Consider the following 20,114-nt stretch of genomic DNA (forward strand, 5'->3'; position numbering starts at 1 on the left):
TTCCGGGGGATTGTCGGCCTCCACTCGTCCTGTTAGCGAGCCCACGGCGGGGCTGGCAGACTGAATCTGTGGTTCCGCTGATGGTCGCGGCGGATCAGATCGCGTCCTCATCGCTTACCGGCGCCAGTGTGGTATCAGCCTGCGCACTGCTCTTCACCGTCGCGTCGTTCTGGTGGCTCAACGCCCGACAGGGACGCCTGCAGGCGTGGGAACCTCATTCCTTCGCGGCGATCGTCCACGGTTCCACGGCACGCCTACGACTGCCGCTCGTCCTGCACAACACCGGTCCCCAACCGATCGTCGTGCAGGACCTCATCCTGACCTTCCCCGATGAGCCCGCCTCTCATCTGCCACTCCTGTGGGTGTCCTCGCCGTCCCGGCTCCAACCGGGGCCGGACGAGGAGGCGAAGCTGCCCGCCGGATTCGTCGTCCCCGGCAGAGAAGCGCAACAGCTTTTCCTCGAGTTCGAGGCACCGTTTTCCGGATTCCTCCCGGAGGCCCGTGACTACAAGGCCCAGATACAGGTGCGGGTCGGCCACCGCAAGGGGTGGCGCCCCCTGCTGACGTTCATCTTGAGGGCCGCCAACATCATCGATCCAGGTCACTACACCGTTTACAACAACGCACCGGTCGAGCTGACGAAGGAAGACCAGAGGAGAGCGGACGCCGCGCTTCTCGAGCTGCTGGAAGAGCACGGGGACGACTCCCCTCCGGGCGGCAGGAGACAGGAAGACCCTCCGAATGACGAAGGTGACGCCGACACGAGCCGCTGATATCAGTCGACGCAACCGGCCGCCGCGAGGTCGAGCGCAATGTCCGTGATCATGTCCGCCCGGCCGCCGACCATCCTGCGCCGGCCGGCTTCGACAGGGATCGCCCGGGTGTCCAGGCCGTGACGGCGCGCCGTGGCAACGGCGTGCCGGAGGAAACCGCCCGCGCAGCACTGCGCAACCTCAGCCGCCCCGGATCCGGCGCGACGAACACCCGCTTCAACACGACATCTCCCTGACACCCAAAACGATCAATCCGAACGTCATCCGTGTTCGAGACGGCCGCACCCGATTCCGTCGCCCACCTCGACCGGCTCGCCACGAGCGATCTCGGCCGCTCCTACAAACAGCGCATGCTCGGCGCACTCGCGGTACGAGCCGGGCACCGGGTGCTCGACCTCGGCTGCGGACCCGGCACCGACCTGGAGACGCTCGCCGAGGCGGTCACCCCGACCAGCGCCGTCATCGTCCTCGGCGAGCCGGTGGCTGGAGACCAGTACGGCGGCACCTCGCCGGGCCTCGGCGCTGCCTGTTCCCGCACTGTGGACGTTCCCCTCGTCACGCCTTTCACCGGTGCGTACCCGGTCGTCGAAGGTGGATGCCGGTCGCGCCGAAGGGGTGGCGGCGCGGTCCGGAAGGGCCCTGAGGGAGGCGCGTGAACAGGAGAGCCGCCGTGATCACGGAAGTGGCCGGACCGGCGCCGAGCGTGAGGGCGGCCAGGGCCGGAACGGACGTCAGTGGTCCCGTCCCGAACACCGGCCACAGGGCGTCGCGGAACGCCGTCGCGACACTGATCGCGACGCAGCCGGCGACCACCGACGCCTCGGCGATGCGGCGGAGCCGGGTGCGCGGCGACCGGGCGACGAACCCGGCGACCGCGTTGCTGATCACGCAGAACGCGAGTTTGCAGGTCCCCACGACGATCAGCATCCAGGCGATGAGCAGTGGATCCGTCCAGTGTTCGCCGATGGCCTGGGCGCCGGTGATGCCCGCCGCCGCCAGCGCGCTCAGCGCGACGAACACCGTCATCGCCCGGCGACGCACCCACTCCACGGCGTCCGCACCGGCCCAGCGCCGTACCACTGGAATCCGCCGGCAGACGAAGACGGCGTCGTCCAGCCAGTCGTGCCGCGGGACGCGGGACGCGCCGGGCCACCGACGGCGGCGCACGAGCGGCACCGCTGCCGCCACGGTGAGTACGGAGTTGACGACCAGCCCGCTGATCAGCACCGATGTCCATCCCGAGAACGAGGAAGGCGTACGGGCGACGACCGCGGCCCATTCGGACGTCAGCGTGAGCCCGACCAGCGCGGTCATCACCCCCGCCGCACGCACCGTCTGCCGCGCCCGGTCCGCGCCGCCCGGCGCCTGCCAGGCGAGCAGTCGTAACCCGATCACCAGCGCGAGCATCGGCGCCGTGAACTGCGTCAGGGACACCACCACGTCGTAGGGGTCGTCCTGCCACGGGCTCGCCGCCCTGACCGTCTTGTCCTGGGTCGCCAGCACCGTCCACGCCTCGAACACGGCGGCGACACCAAGGTTCACTCGGACCACGGCCGAGGACGCCCGGCCGTTCTCCTCCGTAGGTTCCATGAGGGGCAATAGTACGCACCTCGTACTACGTGACAAGTAGTATCGCGGCTCGTAGTATGCGGGGCAGGAGGCAAAGAGACTCATGCACAGCAACGACGCCCAGATGCTCGTGCTCACCGTCCTCGCCGACGGCCCGCTGCACGGATACGCCATCAACACCGCGATCGAGGAACTCACCGGCCGCCGGCTCGGCCCCGGCAGCCTCTACGGAGCGCTGTCCCGGCTGGAGGCGCGCGAGCTGATCCGGCCCGCGGACGAGGCGGCCGACGCCCAGGAACGCCACCGCACGATGCGGATCACCGACACCGGCCGCGACCAACTGCGCACCGAACTCCAGCAGATGGCCCGCATCTCCGCCGCCGGTCTGCGCGCGCTCGGAATCACCCCGGCGTGAACGCGGCCACGCTCCTGACCCGGCTCTACCCGCCGGCGGTACGCGAGCGCTGGGGCGAGGACATCAGCCACGAGGTGTCCGCATCGGGCATCCGCTCCTGGCCCGACACCCTCGCCGGTGCCGCACGGCTCTGGCTCCACCCCGGCGACTGGCCCGAGTCCTTCACCGGCCAGACCCGCCGCGTCCTGACCGTCGCCCTGTTCGCGCTCACCGCGGCCACCGGGCTGCTGCTGCGCTCGGCCGAACCCTCCACCACGCTGACGGCCGACGTCCACCACCCGGCCACCAGCCTGTGGCTTGCCCCGCTCCTGCTCGGCATCGGCCTCGCCGCACCGCTTCCCCCGCTACGCGGCGACGCACTCCGCCGCCTGGCCTCTGCCGCGGTCCGCGCCCTGGCGGCCCCGGCCGCCGCGTTCCTGGCCATGTGCCTGATGGCATGGAGCGGCACTGCCGAACACGTCACAGGTGCCGCCGACGCCGCCATGGTCCTCGCCTACTGGCTCACGCTCGGATTCGCCGCGTTCCGTCTGTGCGCCCTCGTCGCCCGCGTGGCCCGGACCGCCGCCCTGCCGACGACGCGTCGCCTGTCCACGGCTCTCCAGTTCATCGGGGCGGGACTGGCCCTCGCCGCGAGCCAGAACCTCCTCGCCGTCGTCCGGACCGTCCCCCGCCCCGGCTCCCTCGCCGAGACCCTGGCACTGAGCATCCTGGCCGCCGCGGCGATCAGCGCCGGCCACGACCTGCGGCGCAAGCGGGCATAGCCCCCAGCAGAAGCGCATGGTCGGGCGTCGCCGTCCATCACCATCATCCGAGGCATCGCAGAGGGAACTTTCGATGACCGTCTCATCCCCGCAGGTCGTTGTCGTCGTGCCGACCTACAACGAGCGCGACAACCTACCCGTTCTGGCCGGCCTGCTCGCGGACCTGCCGGTGCCGAACCTGCGCCTCCTCGTGGTCGACGACAACTCACCCGACGGCACGGGCGAGGTCGCCGACCGTCTCGCCGGCGAGGCACCGGACACCGTCGGCGTGCTGCACCGCGGCACCAAGGACGGGCTCGGCCGCGCCTATCTCGCCGGAATGACCCGCGCGCTGGACGAAGGCGCCGACGTGGTGATCCAGATGGACGCCGATCTCTCGCACCCGCCCTCGGCGATCCCGGCCATGGTCGACACTCTGCTGCTGACGAACGCCGCCGTCGTACTCGGCTCCCGCTATGTGGCAGGTGGTTCGACCGCCACCGATTGGCCGTGGCACCGCAAGGCCCTGTCCGCCTGGGCCAACATCTACGTCAACGCGATCCTGCGGCTGCGGGTGAAGGACGCCACCGCCGGATTCAAGGCATGGCGAGCCGAGACGCTCCGCGCGATCGACCTGCCGTCGATCCGCAGCAACGGGTACTCCTTCCAGGTCGAGATGAACCACCGCACCGTCAAGCGGGGGCTGACCATCCTCGAAGTGCCCATCAGGTTCGAGGAACGCACGCGAGGAGCATCGAAGATGAGCCTGGCGGTACAGCTCGAATCCGCGCTCACCCCGTGGAAGCTGCGCTTCGGCAGGACGCCGAGCTGAGACCTCGTGGTGCGCCGCGGATTCGGCACACATGGCTGCGGATGCGGCACACATGACTCCGGGAGTCGCGCTCGGGTGGGGGGCGACCGATGTCAGGTGGCGGGGCACGGCGGAGTGAAGTCGACCGCCGGGAAGTACCGTGCCCATTCGGCTCTGGTGATCAGCGGGTACGCGCTGTCGCAGATGCGGGCGGCGACCCTGTCCAGGCCGGTGTCCCACAGCCGGATCGTGTAGTCGTTGCCGCCGGTGGCCAGGGTGTTGCCGTGCGGGCCGAACGCCACCGCCGGTACCGGATTCGCAGGGCCGGTGAGGACAGCGGGAGCAGCCGGGCCGCTCACGTCCCACAGCAGGATCTTGCCGTCGGCGGCGCCGGCTGCCAGCCGGCGGCCGTCCGTGGAGAAGGCCAGCGCGTAGAGCCAGGAGCCGGACGCCCGTAGCCGCATCACCTTCGCCGGGCGACGCAGGTCGCCGACGTCGATCAGCCAGACCGTCCGGTCCGTCCGGTGGACGGCGGCCAGGCTCCGGTCGTCGGGGCTGAACATGCCGTTGGTCAGCGGGTCGGACCGGAACGGGGACGGCAGTTCCCGGGGGCTGCGCGGATCGCCGATGTCCCAGAATCGCAGCGAGCCGGACTCGCCGGTGCTCGTCACCAGCGTGCGGCCGTCCGGCGGGAACGACGCCATCGTGATGGCCGGCCCGCCCTCGGCGATCCGGCTCAGCGGCCGGGGACGGGCGGGATCGGTCAGGTCCCACAGTCCGGCCGCGTGCTGCGCCCACACGGCCAGCAGGTGGCCGTCCGGGCCGAAGCCGGCCCCGGCGACTTCGCCGGCGTGGTGGGCAAGGAGCGAGGTGAGCCGCGGTCTTCGTGGATCGGTCACGTCCCAGACGCGGACGGTGGTGTCCTCGCCGGCCGTGACGAGGGTACGGCCGTCCGGGCCGAACGCCACGGACCGGACGAACCTGGTGTGCCCGCGCAGGACCGCCAGCGGTCACAGGGCCCGGCCGCCGGTGACCTGCCACAGCCGTGCGGTGCCGTCCCAGCTGGCGCTGGCGAGCAGGTGGCCGCCAGGGGCGAACGCCACGGACGTGACCACGTCGTCGTGGGTCCCGAGCGACAGGTCCCGCAGGTCCAGCAGCCGGTCGGAGTCGGCGAGCACGCGGCTGTCCGGGCTGAACGCGGCCTGGTAGGCCCCACCCGGAATCGCGCTGACGCGCTTCGGGTGTGCCGGGTCGGTGACGTCCCAGAGCAGAGTGGACCCGCCGACCGAGACGAGCGTCCGGCTGTCAGGGGCGAACGCCACCGACCAGACGATCGTGGGATGGCCGAGCAGGACGGCCGCCGGCCGCGTCCGCGGGCCGCTGCCGATGTCCCAGATCCGTGCGGTGTGATCCCAGCTGCCGGTCGCCACGGTCCGGCCGTCCGGGCTGAACGCCACCGAGGTCACCGTGTCGGTGTGGCCGCGCAGCACGTCGAGGTGGCGCGGACGCGCGGGGTCGGTGGCGTCCCACAGCCCGGCGGTGGTGTCGCCGGTGGTCGCCAGCGTGTGGCCGTCCGGGCTGAACGCCACCGACGTGACCGCGTCGCTGTGTCCGGGCAGGGTGGCCAGCAGCGACGGCTGCCGGGAATCGCGCACATCCCACAGCCGCGTCGTGCCGTCGGTGTGGCCGGTGGCCATGACGTCGCCGGCGGGCCGGAACGCCACCCACGTCGGCGCGGCCGGCTGATCCGGCAGGGTGCTCAGCTCGATCGGCGCTCGCCGGTTCGCCACGTCCCACAGCCGCACCGATCGTTCGCTCACCGCCGCCAGGACACGGCCGCGCTGCCCGAACGCGACCGCCAGCATCCGCCAGGGCTGGTACAGGACCGCCAGCTGGACGGGGTGGTGGGCGTCCTCGACGTCCCACAGCCGGACCGTGCGGTCCCAACTCGCGGTGGCCAGCACGGTGTTCTGCGGAGCGAAGGAGATCGAGACCACGTCGGAGGTGTGGCCGGTGAGCCGGCTCGTGTACGGCGTCGCGAACGTGCTCATCAGCTGAGCGCGGACGTCGTCGGTGCCCGCCAGCCGGTACGCGGCCAGGTTCAGCTGCGCGGCGAGCGCGGGGTTCTCCTGCCGCACCTCCGCCGCGTCCGCGGCGGCCTTCCGCGCGATGGCCACGTTGCGCTGCCGGATGGCGGAGCTGCGCGAGCCGACGGCCAGCACGCCCGCGGTGGCCGCGATGACCACCAGCACGGTGAGCAGCGTGACCAGCTGCCGCAGGCGGACCGTCCGCCGTCTGACCGCCGCCGTCTCGGCGTCCTGTGCCTCTCTGCTCGCGTCGAGGAAGCACCGCTCCCCGGACGTCAGCCGGCCGGCGTCCGCGGCGGCGAGGTCCAGTGCCGCGGCGAGGCGGGCACCCCGGTACAGGGCGTGCGGGTCGCGGTCCTGCGCCTCCCAGCCTGCGGTCGCCTCGGTGAGCTGCCGGTGCAGGAGCAGCCGGTCCCGGTCCTCGGTCAGCCGGCCGCGCAGCCTCGGCCAGCACCGGATGACCGCCTCGTGGGTGATCTCGACGCACTCCTCGTCCAGCGTCACCAGCCGTTGCCGGGCGAGGGATTCGAGCACGAAGGCCGTGTCGGGGCCCGGGTCCAGCTCGTCCCTGGTGATCCGGCGTCTGGTGTCCTCGGTGCCGACGCCCAGCGCGGTCAGCCGGAGGAACAGCGAGCGGGCGAGGTCCTGCTGCCCCGGCGACAACGCCCGGTGGGCGGCCTCGGCGGTCTGCGCGAGAGCGTGCTGGATCCCGCCGGCCGCCAGGTACCCGTCCAGGGTGAGGCGGCTGCCGCTGCGGCGGCGCCAGGTCTCGACCATCGCGTGGGAGACCAGGGGCAACGCGCCCGGCTGACCGGTCGTGTCCGCGACCACGGCCGCCAGCAGCGGGCCGGTCACCGTGCAGCCGGCGAGCAGGGCCGGCCGGGTGATGGCCTCGCGCAGCTCCTGGCTGCTCATCGGACCGACCGCGAGCTGCGCGTCGCGCATCGCCTCGACCAGCAGGGGCTCCTGGACGCAGTGGCCGTAGAAGTCGGCGCGCACACCGAGTACCACCCGGGTCCGGCTGGTCGTCGCGGTGGTGGCGGCGATCAGCAGGGAGAGGAACGCGTCCCGTTCGTCCCGGTCCCGGCAGAGGGTGAAGACCTCCTCGAACTGGTCGGCCACGATCAGCGTGTCGTTGTCCGGCGGGCGGTCGATCACGGCCTGCCGGATCCGCAGGTGCAGCGTCGCGGGATCGTCGCGCAGCTCGGTCATCAGCGCGCCGGGGGCCTCTCCCGTCGCCGCGGCCAGGCGGATCGCGCACTCCTCCACGGGGTGGGGCCCCGGTGTGAAGAGCAACACCGGCCACCCCGCTGCCCGTACGCGCGCGACGAGCCCCGCCCGCAGCAGCGAGGACTTCCCCGATCCGGACGGCCCGAAGACCGCCAGGAACCGACGGTCACGCACCTTCGCCAACACCTCGCCGGTCAGCCTCTCGCGCCCGAAGAAGCGGTCGGCGTCCTCCGGCTGGAACGCCGACAGCCCGGCGTACGGTGCGCCCTGCGGCCCGGCTTCCCCGGGCTCGTCGGCAGGTGCGCCGGCGGCCATCTCGGCGGCGACCGCGTGCCATCGGGCTTCCCATGCACGGCAGTCGCCCTGACATGCCTCGACGTACGCCAGCGTGACGCTCAGGCTCGGGAACGTGCGCCCGCCCGCGGCGTCCGACAGCGTCGTGGACGAATAGTGTGCCCTCTTGGCCAGTGCCCGACAGGACGGCCGTCCCGCCGCCTCGCGCAGCCTCCGCAGGTCGGCAGCGAACCTCGTCAGCGGACCGGCGTCCGGGTCGAGCGGGCGTTCGGCGCGTGGCATGGCCTTCCTTACGTTGACGGGTTCACCGGCACACGCCGCAGCACCGCTGCTCAGGTCCAACTACACCTTCCGTCAGGGTGACCTGGGCTCGGTCAGCATGCGGGACTGCGACGGCGGCATCAACCAGGAGTGGTTCCGCAACGGCAACGAGATCCGCACCCGCGCCGACCTGCTGCGCAGGCATGCCTCCATGACTCCCCCACACACAGAAGGAACCCCGCCAGGGACGAGAATCGCGCACCACGGACGAGGTGGGGTCAGAACGCCCCGCAGTCACTCGGACGAGGTAGGCGAGGTATCGGGGGGACTCCGCCGCTTCCCGGTGAGCGCCCCGACGACGCCCGCGCGGTGCTTGTACTCACCGGGAAGCGGTGCCACCCCGGGTGACCTCTCGGGTCGGCCTATGCGCCGGCTAGCACGAACCACCGGGCCGGCAGGTCGATTCGGGTGCCGTCGGTGAGAAACTCGGTCTGCGGCAGGGTCGTTTCGCCGTCGGCGAGGACCTTCAGACCGGCCTCGGCGAGCGCGCGCGGGATCTCCGTGTCGTCGGCGTCGGCGGGCTTGAGCCCGTGGTGGAAGACGCGCTGCAGCTTGGGTCCCGGGCCGCTCGGCTGGGACGCGGCGCGCCGCAGCACCTCCCGGGAGCCGGAGGTGAGTTCGACGACGAATGCGCGGCCCGCGCTGCCGATGAGCTCGGCGACGGCGGCGGCGACCGCGGGCCGCGCCTCGGGTTCACTCTGGTGAATGACGGCGCGCATATAGACGTTGGTGTCACCGAGCCGCTCGTGCAGGGCGCGTACGGCGTCCCTGTCCGTGAGGTCGAGCTGCTGGTACTCCACCGAGTCGTCCGGCGTGGCACGGCGGGCGTGCTCGACGGCGGCGTGCGAGAGGTCGACGCCGACGGCGCGGGCGAACCGGGTGGCGAGGTAGCGGGTCTGGGTACCGTTGCCGCAGCCGAGGTCGACGATGGTGCGCGCGGGGTCCGCGTGGGGCAGGAGCAGGGCGCTGTGCGGCTCGGCGGAGAGAGCGGGATCGCAGTCCCAGATCGCCTCGCCCTCGCTGTCGGAGGTCTCTCTCCAGTAACTCTCCCAGTTGCTGCGGTACTTGTCCGAGACGTTCATGCGCTCTCCCCACGGTTCGGTTCCGTGATCGGGATATCGCGGGGGCCTCGGGCGAGGCAAGGGGCGGGCGGCCACCTTCACTGGATGTACGGACGGCGGTCAACTCAGGGGGCGTACACCGGCAGCCCGCACGCCCCCTTGGTCATCCCCGTCCGGCGACGGCCTGTTCGAACCAGACGGTCTTACGGTGGCCGGTGGCGCTGGCGCCCCATTCCCGGGCCAGCCGGCTGACCACGCGCAGCCCGCGGCCCGACTCGTCGTAGGGGCCGGCGCTCAGCATGGCGGGCAGTCCGGGTTCGTCGTCGGTGACCTCGAACAGCAGCGCGTCGGTGCGGACCACGCGCAGCCCGACCGGCTCACTCACGGCGTGCCGTACGGCGTTGGTGACGACCTCGCTGACCAGCAGTTCGGCGGTCTCCACGGCCTGCGGCAGACCCCATTGCCGCAGCCGTGCGCGGACCAGGCGGCGGGCTCGGGCGACCTCGCGCGGGTCGGCGTCGAGCCGCCATTCGGCGACATGGTCGTCGGGGATGCCGTTGAGGCGGGCCATGAGCAGGGCGACGTCGTCCTTGCGGCCGCCGTGGGTGTTCAGGGCGCGGATGATGGTGTCGCAGGCGTCGTCCATGGAGGCGGCGGGGTGTGCGGCGGATTCGCAGAGCGCGGCGAGGCCCTCGCCGATGTCGGAGCCGCGCACCTCGACCAGGCCGTCGGTGCACAGCACCAGCCGGTCGCCGGGCGCGACCTTGAGCCGGGTGGTCTCGAACGGGACGCCGCCGACTCCGATGGGGGCGCCGGTGGGCAGCTCCAGGAGCTCGCTGCTGCCGTCCTCGGCGCGGACCAGCACGGGCGGGATGTGTCCGGCGTTGGCGAGGTGCAGTTCGCCGCGGATCGGGTCGTAGACCGCGTACAGACAGGTGGCGAGGTAGGTGTCGCCGAGCCGGCGGGCCAGGTCGTCGAGGTTGCGCAGCAGCTGGGCGGGCGGAGTCTCCATGGCGGCCATGGTCTGTACGGCCGTGCGCAACTGGCCCATCATGGCGGCCGAGTTGAGGCCGTGGCCCATGACGTCACCGACCACGAGGGCGGTGCGCGAGCCGGGCAGTTTGACGGTGTCGAACCAGTCGCCGCCGATCCGGCCGAGCCGGGTGCCCGGCAGATAGCGGGTGGCGACGTCGCAGCCGGCCATCCGCGGGGTGACCTGCGGGAGCATGCTGTCCTGCAGGGTGTCGGCGACGTTCTCCTGGTAGGTGTACATACGGGCGTTGTCGAGCACGAGGCCCGCGCGGGCGGCGAGTTCGGCGCCGGTGGTGCGGTCCATGTCGTCGAACTGCGGCCGGTCGGGCCGGCGCATCAGCACCATGAAGCCGAGGACGACGTTGCGCGCCTTGAGCGGGACGATCAGCAGGGAGCGGCCGCCGATGAGCGGCCTGAGGTCGCGCTTCTCGAACTCGCCGGAGATGCGCTCGCTCAGCTCCTCGGTGACCCGCGGGACGAGGACCGGTTCACCGGTGACCATGCACTTGTAGAACGGGGTGTGTTCGGGGAAGGCGAAGGCCTCGCCGACGGGCACGGTGTCGTCCCAGCGGCCCGGTTCGTCGTTGTGCTCGACCCACACCCGGAACATCACGGTGCTGGCGTCCGGCGGTCCGTCCGGGAAGCCCTCGCCGGCGAGGACGGCGGCGCGCAGATGGGTGCCGGCGAAGTCCGCGAACCGGGGTACGGCGGCACTGGTGACCTCGCGGATGGTCGCGCCGAGGTCGAGGGAGGAGCCGATGCCGGAGCTGACCTCGTTGAGGAACTCCAGCCGCTCGCGCACCGCGGCGTACTCCAGGTCCTGCTCGGCACCGACCGGGACGAGGGGCGGAGCGGAGCGCTGCTGCGGTACGACGACGGGCTCGGCCGGCCTGCGGCCCGGGCGGCGGGGCACGCCCCAGTACGGGGTGACGGGCACCCGGTCGAACTGGCTGAACTCCAGGACGGGATAGCCCAGTTCGAGCACCTGGGAGACGATGCGGCCGCTCGGGCCGGGGCCCATGTTGGGCAGGATCTCGGGCAGCCGGCGTGCCAGTTCGCCGGAGGCGGGCAGTTCGGTGTGGCGGGCGAAGCCGGGCGAGATGCGTTCGGCGGTCTCGTCGTCGTAGCCGCGTTCGTCGCGCAGCCGGGTGGCATCGGCGGCGAGCACGAGCAGCCGGGACGGGCCGGGACCGACCAGCGGGTAGGCCCACCAGAGCACGTCGAGGCGCTCGCCGTCGGGCTCCTGTCCGTGCGGGACGAGGCGGGCGCGGCCGGCGCCAGCGTAGGCCGTGTGGCCGCCGAGCGAGGCCTCCAGGTCGGGCCCGAGTCCGTCGTGCACCTCGTAGGCGTCCGGCATCCGGTCGCCCTGCAGATCCTCGGGGAGGGCGCCGGAAACCGGCAGCAGATCGGCCGCGGCACGCCCGATGGCGTCCTCCCTGCTCGCGCCGAACAGCCGGCATGCGCCGCTGCTCCAGTGGGACACCCGGCCGTCGCGGTCGACGACGACCACGGCCAGTGGAATCCGGCCGGCCGCCGCACCGCCGTCGTCGCGCCCGGGAGATGTGTCCCGCTCGCTGCCACGGTCCATGGCCAGGCCCTCTCTCCCCACGGCTTTACGCAAACGATCTGTGCCGCCCGTAACTACGGTACGGCGGCGGCCGGTCGCGATGTGTGGCAATCCTGGAATTGGTTGCACCGGATCGCACCGAGCCGCAGCTCAGCGCCCCGCGGGCGCCAAGGCCCTAGTCCTCGTGGCCCAGTTGCAGGTCCCGTTCGGTACGGCCGCCGCCCGCGACCTGCAGCACGGTGGCGACCGGCGGGTAGCCCGCGGCGATGACGGTGTACTCGCCGGAGGACAGGTCGACGAACCGGAAGACTCCGTCCGCTCCCGTGGTGAGGGTGTCGACGACATTGCCCGCGGCGTCCAGGAGCGTCACGCGCGCGTCCTGCACGGGCCGTCCGCCGTTCGCCCGGACGGTGCCCCGCAGCACGGCGCCGCCCGCGAGTTCCACGTTCTGCCGGGTCTCCCGGGAGGCCTGCACGGTGACCGGGAGCGCGGCGGGGCGGAAGGCGGGGGCGCTGGCGGCCAGGGTGTACTCGCCGGCGACCAGTGCGGTGATGACGTAGCCGCCCTCGCGGCCGCTGCGGGTGGTGGCGACGACCTCGCCGTGCACGTTGGTGAGGGTGACGGTGGCGTCGCGCACGGGGCTGCCGTCGGCGGTCAGCACGCTGCCGGCGAGGTGTCCGGCGCCGCCGAGGACGACGTCGAGTTCGACGGGCCGTTCGCCGACGGTGACGGAGACGGCCTGCGGCTGGTGCCCGCCGGCGGCGGCGATCAGCACGTACGCCCCGGAGCCGGGCGTGCTGAGCGCGTACCGGCCGTCCTCGCCGCTCGCGCCCCGCCCGATCTGCTGCCCGGAAATGTCGATGAGGGTGAGTGCGGCGCGGGGTACCACGGTGCCGTCGGGGTGCTGCACCGTGCCGCAGACGGGGATTCCGGCGGCGTACGGCGAACGCGCCTGCGGAACCGGCGCGTTCACGGTCCCGGGCTCGTCCCCGGACCCGGTTTCGGCGGTGTGGTGGGACACCAGGGGTTTCTCCTTGAGGAAGAAGGCGAGGAGCAGGCCGAGGACGAGCACCGGGACGAGGTAGAGGAAGATCCGGGGCATCGCGTCGGCGTAGGCGCGGATGTAGGCGTCGCGCAGGGCCGGGGGCAGTGCGTGGACCAGCTGCGGGGTGATGGACTCGGGGTCGGGCGGCCGGACGCCGGTGCGCGGCGGCAGTTCCCTGCTCAGGGCATGGGTGAGCCGGTTCGCGAAGAGGGTGCCGAAGACCGCGGCCCCGACGCTGCCGCCGATCTGCCGGAAGTAGTTGTTGGCGCTGGTGGCGGTGCCGAGGTCGGCGGGCCGTACGGAGTTCTGCACGGCGAGGACGAGGACGGGCATCACCATGCCGATGCCGGCGCCGAGGACGGCCATCCAGATGCTGTAGTGCAGCCGGGGCGTGCCGGCTTCGAGGCGGGACAGCAGCCACATGCCGACGGCGGAGACGGCACTGCCCAGCACGGGGTAGATCTTGTACCGGCCGGTGTGACTGATGAGCTGCCCGCCGACGATGGAGGCGCCGACGATCCCGGCCATCATGGGCAGCATCAGCAGCCCGGACTCGGTGGCGCTGGCCCCGTCGACCATCTGCAGGAAGGTCGGCAGATAGCTGGCGGCGCCGAACAGGGCGACGCCGATCACGAGGCCCACCAGGCCGCTGACGTTGAAGACGGAGTCGCGGAACAGCCGGAGCGGGATGAGGGGTTCGGCGGCGAAGCGCTCGGCGACGAGGAAGAGGACGACGGCGGCGAACGCACCGGCGCCGAGGCCGGTGATCTGCCGCGAGCCCCAGGCGTACTCGGTGCCGCCCCAGCTGGTCAGCAGCACCAGACAGGTGGAGGCGGCGGCGAGCAGCAGCGCGCCGAGAACGTCGAAGCCCCCGCGGCGGCCGCGGGTGGCGGGCTTGGGGAGCTTCAGGACGAGGGTGACGACGGCGAGGGTGACCAGGCCGAAGGGGACGTTGACGTAGAAGCACCAGCGCCAGGAGAGGTGGTCGGTGAAGTAGCCGCCGAGCAGCGGCCCGGCGACGGAGGCGAGACCGAAGGCGGCGCCGATCAGGCCCATGTAGCGGCCGCGTTCGCGGGGCGGCACGATGTCGGCGATGATCGCCTGCACACCGATCATGAGGCCGCCGGCGCCGACGCCCTGGAACGCGCGGAAGGCGATCAGCTGGTCCATGGAATGGGCCCGGCCGGCGAGCGCGGAGCCGACGACGAAGGCGGCGATGGCGAACTGGAAGACACCCTTGCGGCCGAAGAGGTCGCCGAGCTTGCCGTACAGGGGCAGGCCGATGGTGGAGGTGAGCAGATAGGCGGTGATCGCCCAGGACATCCGGTCCAGGCCGTGCAGTTCGCCGACGATCTTCGGCAGCGCGGTCGCGACGATCATCTGGTCGAGGGCCGCGAGCAGCAGGGCGAGCACCAGCCCGAAGAACACCCATCGCACGCGGCGCGCGCCGAGCCGGGCGGCCGGTGCGGACGGGGGTGGTGCCGCGGCGGTCCGCTCGCGCGGGGCGTTCTCCTCCCCCGCCTCCGGTGTCGCGACCGGCTCGTACGTCACCGGACTCGTCCCGCCCACGTACCGCTCCCCTCGTCGCACCTGTCACATGTCGCGCACAAGGCGACAACTGCGAACAACTGCCGCGAGTTACGGTGGGGTTGGGGTGGACGGGGAGGTCCACCCGAACCGGTGAAGGGGCACAACGCCCCTTCACCGGCGGGTGTTTGAGCCTACTTCTCGACCTCGGCGGCGAGGTTGGCGAGCACGGCGTCGTAGATCCGGCCGAGGCCCTTGGGGGCGAAGGTCTTCTCGAAGAAGCCGCCGATGCCGCCGGCGCCGTTCCAGGTGGTGGTGACGACGACCCGGGACTGCCCCTCGCCGGCGGGGGTGACCCGCCAGGTGGTGACCATGGAGGAGTTGCGGTCCTTCTCGACCAGCTCGCCGTCGGTGGGCTCGCTGACCTCCAGCAGGCAGTCGCGCACGCGCTTGCTGGTGGCCTGGAGCTTCCAGTGGACGAGGGTGCCCTCGCCGTCGCCGCCCTCGCGGACCTCGTACTCGCTGAAGTGCTCGGGCAGCAGCTTCTGCCGTGTACCGCGGTAGTCGGCGAGGGCGTCGAACGCCTTCTCCGCGTCCGCCGCGACGACCCGCTCCGTAGTGGCCTCGACCTGCGCCATTGCGTTCCTCCAGGACCTGCGTTTCTCGGGGTTGGGGCAAAGCCAACCACCCCGGTACCCGGCCGCCCAAATCGGGGGGCGCCAACGCGGGCCGCACGATCATGGGAACAGTTGTTCTATTGTGTGCGGCAGTGCTACCGAGGAGGGGTCATGCGCTGGGAGAACCTCACCGTCGAGTCCGGGGCGGCCGGCGAGTCCGGGGCGTCCGGGGAGCGCGCCGAGCACGGCCGGGCCGCCGAGGCCGCGTTGTTCGGCGCGGACGCCGTGACCACGCGCACCTTCGACACGCCCGAGTTCCGCGGGATCACCTTCCACGAGGTCCGGGCGCGCTCGGTGCTGAACCGGGTGCCTGGCGCCTCGCGCATGCCCTTCGAGTGGACGGTCAACCCCTATCGGGGCTGCACGCACGCGTGCGTGTACTGCTTCGCCCGCAAGACGCACAGCTATCTGGACCTCGACACGGGCCTCGGCTTCGACTCCCAGATCGTGGTCAAGGTGAACGCGCCCGAAGTGCTGCGCCGTCAGCTCGCCTCCCGCCGCTGGCAGGGCGATCACGTGGCGATGGGCACGAATGTCGACTGCTATCAGCGCGCCGAGGGCCGCTACCGGCTGATGCCGGGCATCATCTCCGCCCTCACCGAGCACGCCAACCCGTTCTCGATCCTCACCAAGGGCACCCTGATCCTGCGCGATCTGGACCTGCTGGTCCGTGCGGCCCAGGTGACGGACGTGGGCATCTCGGTCTCCGTCGGCTTCCTCGACACCGAGCTGTGGCGCACGGTGGAGCCGGGCACGCCCGCGCCCGAGCGCCGCCTGGACGTCGTACGCACCCTGGGCGAGCACGGCATCGGCTGCGGGGTGCTGATGGCACCGGTGATCCCGTTCCTGAGCGACCACCCGGCCCAACTGCGGGCCGCGGTACGGGCGATCGCGGCGGCCGGGGCCACGTCGGTGACCCCGCTCACGCTGCATCTGCGCCCCGGCGCGCGGGAGTGGTTCATGGCCTGGCTCGGCCGGCACCATCCGTATCTGGTGCGGCGCTACGAGCGGCTGTACGTGGAGGGCGCCTACGCGCCCAAGTGGTACCAGCGCCGGATCACCCGTCAGGTGCACGAGCTGGCCGAGGAGTACGGCATCGGGCCCACGCGCGCGGGACTGGCCCGCCGGATCGGCCCGCCACGGCCGGCCGGACCCGGGCCCGTGACCGAACCGACCCAGCTCACCCTCATGTGAGAGCACCGGCCCCCGAGAGCGCCGGCCGCCCTCGACCGAGCGGCGTTCGAGGGCTTCGGACGGACCAATCGGGTCAACTATGCCTATAAAACGTTCTTCAGGACGCCGATTCCGGGACGATGCGGCGAAAGACATGACCTTCACGATCCGCCGAAACCTCCGTCCCGGGAGAACGCATGAGAACACGCGCAGCCGTGCTGTGCGCATCCGCCGCCGTGCTGGCGGGCTCGGTCACGGCCCCGCCCGCCCAGGCGGCCCCGGCCGCTCCCGCCGCCCCGCTCACCTGGAAGACCTGCGGCACCGTGGTCTATCCGACGCTCCAATGCGCGTCCCTGAAGGTGCCGCTGGACCACTCCCAGCCGACGGGCCGGCAGCTCACCCTCGCCCTGACCCGCGTCCCGCACACCGCGGAGACCTCCCAGGGCCCCCTCCTGGTCAACCCCGGCGGGCCCGGCGGCAGCGGCCTGCTGCTCGCCGGATACGTCGCCTCGGCCCTGCCGAAGAGCGTCGCCGCGCAGTACGACGTCATCGGCTTCGACCCGCGCGGAGTCGGCCACAGCAGCCCGGCCCTGGACTGCGCCCCCGGCCACTTCAAGACGGTGCGCCCGGACACCGTGCCCGCCTCGGCCGTGCTGGAGCGGACCAACCTGGAGCGCGCGACCTCCTTCGCCACCGACTGCGGCCGCAAGTACGCCGACGTGCTGCCGTACATGGACACCGTCAGCACCGTGCGCGACATGGACGCCATCCGCCAGGCGCTCGGCGCGCCGAGCATCAGCTACTTCGGCTACTCCTACGGCACCTACCTCGGCGCGGTCTACGCGAAGCTCTACCCGCAGCGGGTCCGGCGCCTGGTGCTGGACTCGGTCGTCGACCCGACCGGCGTCTGGTACAAGGACAACCTCAGCCAGGACTACGCCTTCAACAACCGTCACCGCGCGCTGATGGCGTGGATCGCCCGGTACGACTCCACGTACCACCTCGGCAAGGACCCCGCGAAGGTCGAGGCCGCGTGGTACGCGATGCGGGCGGCCCTGGCGAAGGAGCCGGCCGACGGCACGGTGGGCGCCTCCGAGCTGGAGGACACCTTCATCCCCGGCGGCTACTACGACGGCTACTGGCCGTATCTCGCCGAGGCGTTCGCGGCGTACGTGCGCGACAAGAACACCAAGCCGCTGGTGGCGGTGTACGAGAAGTTCGGTGCCGTGGACGCCTCGGGCGACAACGGCTACAGCGTCTACGCGGCGGTGCAGTGCCAAGACTCCTCCTGGCCCACCGACTGGAAGCGCTGGCGTGCCGACACCTGGGCGGTGTACCGCAAGGCACCCTTCATGGCCTGGAGCAACGCCTGGTACAACGCGCCGTGCGCGTTCTGGCCGGCCCCGAAGCACAAGGCGGTGGGCATCGCCAACACCCAGCTGCCGCCGGCGCTGCTCTTCCAGGCGACCGACGACGCGGCCACGCCGTACCCCGGCGGTGTCACGGTCCACCGGCTGCTCGCCCGCTCCAGCCTGGTTGTCGAGGACGGCGGCGGCAACCATGGCATCACGCTGAGCGACAACACCTGCCTGGACACGTACCTGGCCGCGTATCTCAACGACGGTACGGTGCCGCACGGCTCGGGTGCCGCGGACGCGGTCTGCAAGAAGTCGCCGGACCCGAAGCCGCTGGCCACGAAGGCCGGGACGACCGTCCCCCGCGGCGCGACCCTGCACGACCTGCTGGGTTACCGTCACTGAGCAACCGCCCGGCCTGTCGGGGGCGTTGTCAGTGGGGTGGTCCACCATGGAGCCATGAGCGATCAGCATGGAGTCCACGCAGCCGTGAGTGAACCGACCCGGATCCCCGCCCCCGACGGTGTGGCCCCCGCCGCCCAGTACAGCCATGTCGTCTCGGCGACCGGCCGTCTCGTCGCCGTCTCCGGCCAGCTCGCGCTGGACGAGGACGGCAAGCTGGTCGGCGCGGGCGACCCCGCGGCCCAGGCCCGCCAGGTGTTCGAGAACCTCGGGCGCTGCCTGGCCGCGGTCGGCGCCGGCTTCGAGCACGTGGTGAAGCTGACCTACTTCGTCACGGACACGGCCCATCTGCCGGCGATCCGCGCGGCCCGCGCCGCCCACATACCCGACGACCGTCTCCCGGCGTCCTCCGCGGTCCAGGTCGCGGCGCTGGTGGCTCCGGAGTTCCTGATGGAGATCGAGGCACTGGCGGTGGTGGGCGAACAGGGCGCCTGAAGCGGCCCTGGGGGTCCCTCCGGCGAAGGCGCTCGCGTCCAGTGCCCCTGTTGAGGCACTAGCGAAGGCTTTCGCGCCGGACCCCCGCCGTGCGCCCGACAGCGTAGGCGGCGCCGGTGACCACCAGCAACAGCCCGATCCCGCACGGCAGTAGGCTCTTCGCCGTCCCCAGCCGGTCCTTCGTCCCGGCTGCCGGCAGGACCACATGCCCCGGGTCGTAGACCACCGGCACCTGGTCGTCGTCGAGCGGCTCCAGGTGCTTGCAGGTGTCGCTCGATGCCTGCAACTCCCGTGCGTCGCCGTTGGGCAGGACGACGGTGCAGGTGTAGTCCTTGCCGCCGCCGCGCGTCCGCGTGGTGTTCTGGCCGACGACGGTCGCCGTGCCCTCCTTGCCCCAGGTGTCGAGGTAGATCCGGGGGGTGGCGTAGCCCGCGCCGAAGACCAGGATCACGTAGCCGAGCCCGGCGAGGATGCCCGCGAGCCTGTGCCCCGGCGAGCGCGGCATCCGCCGGCGGAGCCAGAAGACGTACAGGAGGGTGAAGGCGACCGAGGTGGCGACCGCGGGCCGGCGTCCCACGGTCACGGCGACGAGCGAGCCGGCCGCCACCATGAGGAGGTCGAAGGTGAGCAGAAGCGACCACCGCCGCACGACGAGCCCCAGCGGCACCTCGCGCTCCCCCAGGGGAGACCAGTCCCACTCCGCACTCAGACGGCGGAAGTGCTCGTCCCCCGAAGGGTCGCGGTCCTTCGGCCGGTCCGGTTCCCGCCCGCTCATATCCCACTCACGGCAGGGCACCCTAACAGCGCCTCACCAGCACCTCACCAGTACGTCCCGGCCGCACCCGACACACCACCCGCTCCACCCCGCGCGCCGTAGCGCACCGGTCCGCCCCGCCGCGCGGCAGCGCCCCGGGCGCCACGAGGCCGCATGGCTGACGGACAGTCATCTGGCCTGTTCCGCCTCCGGGATGCTCGCCAGCGCGTGCACCGCCGCCCTCGCCAGCGCCGGGTGGGCGAGGGCCTCCTTCAGGACACGGCGGGCGCGGGGGTCGGCGAGGGTGCCCAGGCCCTCGACGCAGGCGAGGGCGACACGCCGGTAGGGGTCATGGGGGCGCAGTCGGCGCTCCAGCGTGGTGATGAGCGCCGGGACGGACTCGGGAGCGCGGAGTTCGGCCAGGAGCCGTACCGGGTGCAGGGCGTAGGCCACCCGCAGCTCGTTCGTCGCCAGCGCCGCCGCGGCCCGGGCCGTACGCGGGTCGCCGAGCCGGGCGAGGGCGTGGGCGGCGGAGGCACAGCGCGGGGGGTCGCGGTGATTGAGGAGGAGTACCAGGGACTCGAAGGCACGCCGGTCGCCGGCGACGCCGAGCCGGAAGGCGGCCAGCTCCCTGGCCCAGAGCGGCTGTCCGGGCGCGGTGAGCACCTCCGCGAGTTCGTCGTGGTCCTCGGTCGCCAGCAGCCGGTCGAACGCCGCCGTGCCGCGCGACTCCTGCCGTAAGCGCTCCGTGAGCGATCGCAACTCTTCGTCCACGAAGTCCAGCGT

General features: G+C 72.1%; 17 protein-coding genes and 2 pseudogenes. 8 read left to right on the forward strand and 11 right to left on the reverse strand.

Annotated features, from left to right (window positions below; genetic code table 11):
- Positions 1–68: 68 nt before the first annotated feature.
- The gene (locus tag AB5L52_RS09210) at positions 69–773 is read left to right on the forward strand and encodes a hypothetical protein (RefSeq protein WP_351026346.1); all 705 of its coding nucleotides are present in this window, start codon (positions 69–71) and stop codon (positions 771–773) included.
- A gap of 2 nt (positions 774–775) precedes the next feature.
- Here the strand turns inward: AB5L52_RS09210 and AB5L52_RS09215 are convergent.
- Positions 776–928, reverse strand: a pseudogene (locus tag AB5L52_RS09215) (4-hydroxy-2-oxovalerate aldolase); the annotation flags it as partial.
- Positions 929–1,039: 111 nt separating this feature from the next.
- Between AB5L52_RS09215 and AB5L52_RS09220 the strand changes: the two are divergent.
- Entirely contained in the window at positions 1,040–1,429 is a 390-nt protein-coding gene (locus tag AB5L52_RS09220) for a hypothetical protein (RefSeq protein WP_369363293.1), read from the forward strand.
- On the opposite strand, the gene AB5L52_RS09225 is transcribed toward AB5L52_RS09220, so the two are convergent.
- Entirely contained in the window at positions 1,338–2,363 is a 1,026-nt protein-coding gene (locus tag AB5L52_RS09225; protein ID WP_369363295.1) for a hypothetical protein, read from the reverse strand. The two genes, AB5L52_RS09220 and AB5L52_RS09225, sit on opposite strands and share 92 nt — an antisense overlap.
- 82 nt (positions 2,364–2,445) lie before the next feature.
- On the opposite strand from AB5L52_RS09225, the gene AB5L52_RS09230 reads away from it, so the two are divergent.
- The 3 genes from AB5L52_RS09230 to AB5L52_RS09240 all read left to right on the forward strand — a co-directional run bounded on the left by AB5L52_RS09230 (position 2,446) and on the right by AB5L52_RS09240 (position 4,329).
- Positions 2,446–2,757 (forward strand): helix-turn-helix transcriptional regulator, encoded by a 312-nt coding sequence (locus tag AB5L52_RS09230; RefSeq protein ID WP_351026343.1) that lies wholly within the window; start codon positions 2,446–2,448, stop codon positions 2,755–2,757.
- On the forward strand, positions 2,754–3,518 hold the full coding sequence (locus tag AB5L52_RS09235) for a hypothetical protein (protein WP_351570697.1): 765 nt from the start codon (positions 2,754–2,756) through the stop codon (positions 3,516–3,518). The genes AB5L52_RS09230 and AB5L52_RS09235 overlap by 4 nt, the downstream gene beginning before the upstream one ends.
- 73 nt (positions 3,519–3,591) lie before the next feature.
- On the forward strand, positions 3,592–4,329 hold the full coding sequence (locus AB5L52_RS09240; protein ID WP_369363297.1) for a polyprenol monophosphomannose synthase: 738 nt from the start codon (positions 3,592–3,594) through the stop codon (positions 4,327–4,329).
- Between the two features lie 92 nt (positions 4,330–4,421).
- Here AB5L52_RS09240 and AB5L52_RS09245 read toward each other — a convergent pair whose 3' ends face one another.
- The 7 genes and pseudogenes from AB5L52_RS09245 to AB5L52_RS09275 form a co-directional block, all read right to left on the reverse strand.
- Complete coding sequence (locus AB5L52_RS09245; RefSeq protein ID WP_369368838.1) at positions 4,422–5,012, reverse strand: WD40 repeat domain-containing protein; 591 nt, start codon at positions 5,010–5,012, stop codon at positions 4,422–4,424.
- 207 nt (positions 5,013–5,219) lie between these two features.
- Positions 5,220–5,315 (reverse strand): annotated as a pseudogene (locus tag AB5L52_RS09250) (WD40 repeat domain-containing protein); the annotation flags it as partial.
- A 3-nt stretch (positions 5,316–5,318) separates the two neighbouring features.
- Positions 5,319–8,201 carry a helix-turn-helix domain-containing protein gene (locus tag AB5L52_RS09255; protein WP_369363299.1) on the reverse strand — a complete coding sequence of 961 codons (2,883 nt, stop codon included), beginning with the start codon at positions 8,199–8,201 and terminating at the stop codon, positions 5,319–5,321.
- A 401-nt stretch (positions 8,202–8,602) separates the two neighbouring features.
- Complete coding sequence (locus tag AB5L52_RS09260) at positions 8,603–9,322, reverse strand: class I SAM-dependent methyltransferase (RefSeq protein ID WP_369363301.1); 720 nt, start codon at positions 9,320–9,322, stop codon at positions 8,603–8,605.
- Between the two features lie 142 nt (positions 9,323–9,464).
- Complete coding sequence (locus AB5L52_RS09265) at positions 9,465–11,921, reverse strand: SpoIIE family protein phosphatase (RefSeq protein ID WP_369363303.1); 2,457 nt, start codon at positions 11,919–11,921, stop codon at positions 9,465–9,467.
- A 154-nt stretch (positions 11,922–12,075) separates the two neighbouring features.
- Complete coding sequence (locus AB5L52_RS09270) at positions 12,076–14,514, reverse strand: MFS transporter (RefSeq protein WP_369363305.1); 2,439 nt, start codon at positions 14,512–14,514, stop codon at positions 12,076–12,078.
- A gap of 152 nt (positions 14,515–14,666) precedes the next feature.
- Positions 14,667–15,110, reverse strand: coding sequence for an SRPBCC family protein (locus AB5L52_RS09275; RefSeq protein ID WP_351026330.1), 444 nt, complete (start codon positions 15,108–15,110; stop codon positions 14,667–14,669).
- A gap of 150 nt (positions 15,111–15,260) precedes the next feature.
- Here AB5L52_RS09275 and AB5L52_RS09280 point away from each other — a divergent pair, with 150 nt between their 5' ends.
- The 3 genes from AB5L52_RS09280 (at position 15,261) to AB5L52_RS09290 (ending at position 18,574) form a co-directional block, all read left to right on the forward strand.
- Positions 15,261–16,343 carry an Rv2578c family radical SAM protein gene (locus AB5L52_RS09280; RefSeq protein ID WP_351026329.1) on the forward strand — a complete coding sequence of 361 codons (1,083 nt, stop codon included), beginning with the start codon at positions 15,261–15,263 and terminating at the stop codon, positions 16,341–16,343.
- Between the two features lie 176 nt (positions 16,344–16,519).
- Complete coding sequence (locus AB5L52_RS09285; protein WP_351570721.1) at positions 16,520–18,082, forward strand: alpha/beta hydrolase; 1,563 nt, start codon at positions 16,520–16,522, stop codon at positions 18,080–18,082.
- A gap of 84 nt (positions 18,083–18,166) precedes the next feature.
- Complete coding sequence (locus AB5L52_RS09290) at positions 18,167–18,574, forward strand: RidA family protein (protein WP_369363308.1); 408 nt, start codon at positions 18,167–18,169, stop codon at positions 18,572–18,574.
- Positions 18,575–18,632: 58 nt separating this feature from the next.
- Here AB5L52_RS09290 and AB5L52_RS09295 read toward each other — a convergent pair whose 3' ends face one another.
- Both AB5L52_RS09295 and AB5L52_RS09300 read right to left on the reverse strand, forming a co-directional pair.
- Entirely contained in the window at positions 18,633–19,349 is a 717-nt protein-coding gene (locus tag AB5L52_RS09295; protein WP_369363310.1) for a hypothetical protein, read from the reverse strand.
- A 168-nt stretch (positions 19,350–19,517) separates the two neighbouring features.
- Complete coding sequence (locus AB5L52_RS09300; RefSeq protein ID WP_351026323.1) at positions 19,518–20,102, reverse strand: adenylosuccinate lyase; 585 nt, start codon at positions 20,100–20,102, stop codon at positions 19,518–19,520.
- Between the last annotated feature and the right edge of the window lie 12 nt (positions 20,103–20,114).

The sequence above is a fragment of the Streptomyces sp. CG4 genome (assembly GCF_041080655.1).
Taxonomy (GTDB): Bacteria; Actinomycetota; Actinomycetes; order Streptomycetales; family Streptomycetaceae; genus Streptomyces.